Genomic DNA, 3,880 nt, shown 5'->3' with positions numbered 1-3,880 from the left:
GCTAAATCTTCATCTTCCTCTGCAAGTTCAGCGAAAAATCCTGTTTCATCTTCACGAAGCACAATTTCAAGTTCTTCTTTCGCTTCTTCATTTCTATTTAATAACGCTAAGTAACAAGCATGATCGTATCTTGCTAACAAGTCAGTAGCATCAATTGCTACTATTTCACTTGTTATTTTTTCTGCCTTTGTCGTTTGCCCAGCTTTATGATACGAAGATGCTAAAGCAAGAAGAATTGCCGTTTCATTTGGATGATGTACAGAAGCATCTTCTAATAAATAAATCGCATCCTCATACCTCTCTTGACTTTGATATACTTCTGCTAAAGCAAGGAATCCTCTACTTACAAATGGCGTTTTCTCAATTAATTGCAAGTGAATTTTTTCGGCTTTTCTTTCTTCGCCTAGCTTACATAATACATTCGCTTGTAAAAGAAGAGTATCATAATCATCCGGTAACTCTCGAACCATTTGTTTCGTTAATTCAAAAGCATCTCGTAACATATCCTCTTCCTCACACTCAATAAAAAGATTTACAAGTTGCTTCGCTACATCATAATCCCACTTATTTTCTAACGATGTTTGTAATACCTCTATCGCTTCTTTATTCATCGCTGCATTCTCGTAAAATAGTGCAAAACGCTGCGCTGCCATACTATTTTTTGGATTTAACTTTAAGGAGATTTCAAATAAATCGATAACAACTGTAATCATTGAAATTTCCTTCGCACGATTTTTCATGCGATAAAATGCTCTTGTAAATATAGATTTTTTCGGTTGCTCATTTTGCTGCCTTTCTACTAATCTTTCGGCAACCGCAGTAGCTGCATAAACAAACGCTGTACTTCTTTCTGCTTTTCTCACCTTTAGCGTATGAAGTGCGTCTCGTATTTGGGATACTTTTTTATGTTGCTCCATTGCTTTTACGTACACACCAAATATACGTTCACTTTCCAAATCTTTATGCATTACTTTCAGCKCAACTTCGATTGCTTCTGTACTCTGCTTTTTAACTAGTACTTTCGCATAATGATATAGTACTTCCACATGCGCTTCATCTATTTTCATTGCGCATTCAATATATTCTTTTTCTTTATTTACCTCATTCATCGCACCATATACGTATGCAATTGCATCTAAACGCCATATTTCTGGTACCTCTTCTGCTAATTGTTCTAGTTCAACTAGCAATTCTTCATGAAGATTCAAATCTACTGAAAGCTGTGCCAAATATTCCATATTAATATGCAAAGGCTCTTCTTTCATTGCCTGGACCATATGACTTTGTTCTTTAGAACGATTTTCTTCTTTTTCGTATATTTCAGCTAGTTGCACATGTACACCTGTGAAATTCTTATCCATTTCTAAACATGTTTCATACGCATGCTTCGCTTCTTGAAATTGCCCTAACGCCATGAATGTTTCACCGATTCGGAAATACGGCAATGAATCCTGTTTTTTCTTAAGTGCATCATTATACCGTTTTATTGCTTGATCATACTGTCCAATAGATTCATATAAAACACCAGCGTAACAACCGTATTCAATTACTTCCGTTTTCTCTTTTTCTAACGTTCTTAAAAACGCTATGCCTCGTTGCACAAAAGCTGTGTCTTTTATTCGATTTACATACTCATCCAACACGCTCGCTATATTAGCGTATACGCTTCGTATACCGCTCTCTAATTTAGAAAGTGCAAGTTTTAACTCTTTTTCATCCCCACCTAATGCAATTTCAGCATCCCATAGCACCATGCCAGCATTCATAAGGAAATCTTGATTGTCTTCAAATTGCTTATTAATACTAACAATATAGTTTTTTGCATCCTCATATTGTTCCTTTGCCATATAAACTTGAGTTAAACCGAAATGGGCATATACATCTTCATTATTTTCTTCTAAAGAACGCTTATATATAGTTTCCGCTTCTTCAAGTTCATCATTTTGAAAATGCACATCTCCTAAACGAACATATAAAGATGCCTGATCTTCACAATATTGAATTCCTTGTAATAAAATTTCCTTCGCATTATTCCCATCATCCAAATCTGATTCATAGATTTCCGAAAGCTTCGTATATAAATACGCTGCTGTTTTATCTAATTGAATTGCTACTTTAAGTCCTTTTACCGCCAAATACACTTTTCCTAAATGCTGAGCACATCTTGCACGTTCATACCATATGTGCGCTTCATACTTATATTCTTTTAATAAATCATTAAAGAATACATATGCTTCTTCATATCGTTCTAAATCTATTAAAATCAAACCGTGATTTACAAGTGTAAACCTTTCTGGGCTACGTTCTATAGCTGTTAGAGAATACTCTAGCCCCTTTTCGGATTGATCCATATACATGTATGATAATGCTAAGAAACTCCACGCAACTGGTTGATCTGCATCCAATTGTAATGATGAACGAAAACTAGCAATCGCTTCTGCATAATTATCTTGCTCAAAAGAATAACGTCCATTTATAAGATGATACAACGCTTGACTATTTTTCTTCTCCACACTTTGAAGCATATGTCCTGCTTTTTCCATATCTTGCAGACGAATAAAACACTGTGCACTATGCAATTTCACAAAGTCAGAGCTCGGAAACTTTTCCATTAATTTTTCTATACAAAGCTGAATAAAATCTTTATCTACTTCAGCATCTAAATGTTTAATCGTATATAGCCAAGTGTTTGGATTTTCACTTGTTTCTTTTAAAAATAGTACTAACTTTTCAATCCCCTCTTTATCTTGCTCAGCTAAATGATCTGTAAGAGAAAAGATTGTTTTATAATAAGTGTGTTCTTCCTCATTTAAAAATGAAAGTTGTTCTATTCTATCTTTCGGTATAAACGTAATAGCTAAACAATCTGTATAACGATATTTTTCTTGCAACTTATCATATTCCACAAGAATCGGTTCCAAGAAATTCGGATCTTGAATATAAAAAGCTTGCAGTACATCGTCATAACCAGAAAGCACTTGTACATGGGAAGCGTGCTCAATATCTATACTTAATAAAACGGGAATACCTTGATTGAGTAATCTCTTATAATTTTCCGCATTCCCTTGAAAATAACGATATTCGTAACCTTGCTCTTCTATATATGTAACTGTATCTGAAAACTTAGAACCTGTTACATCAAAAATATATTGTGCAATTTCATCTTGCGTACGTTTTTCTCCCCATACCCCTAACATCATTTCCAAACTTGTCGGAACGCAATAGTTATCCTTTTGTACAACCGGAACTATCGGTAAACGAACCTTTTTTCCATCAGGATTTTTTTCTATATGATGATATAGAGAATTCTTCAAACTCTTTTCACTTTTCAATAGTGCTTGCAAATCGTGAATACTATTCGTTTTATAAAATGCTTCTGCACGTAAATGTATAAAATAAGTTGTATATGCATGATGCGGAAGCATATGATTAATTTTATCTATTACCGCTAACATTTCTTCATAGCGCTCTAAATCTAATAAATATTTTACTTTTTCAAAATAGAAATATGGTACTTGAGGGAACTTTGCAATCGCATCATTAATGAGTTGTAATGCTCGCTGCTGTTCACCTTTATATGCATATAATTGCGCCAATAAGTACGTAGCTAACTCTTCACAATCTTTATGCTGCTGACCGGATAAAAGTTGTTCCTCTGCCTTCTCCCACTCACCAGTCTGTATATATAAGTAACCCCATTTATCAAAAACTGCACGTGTACTATACTTTTCCGCCTTTTGCATATAGGCATAGGCCTCTTCATTTCGCTTCATATCTAACAAACATCTAACTAACGTAAAATATGCTTTCGTTAAAACATCCGCATCAGTTTCCTCTTCATTTACCTCTTCCAAAGAATCTTTTAACAATTGTTCAGCAT

The 3,880-nt window shown here is 34.4% G+C and carries 1 protein-coding gene; it reads right to left on the bottom strand.

The annotated features are described in order from the left end of the window. The coding region (locus tag AC1DTM_RS19905; RefSeq protein ID WP_477000712.1) for a tetratricopeptide repeat protein at positions 1–3,880 on the bottom strand (3,880 nt) is incomplete at both ends.

The organism is Bacillus sp. P4_D3 (genome assembly GCF_056401855.1).
This window is presented reverse-complemented; position numbering and strand designations above follow the sequence as displayed.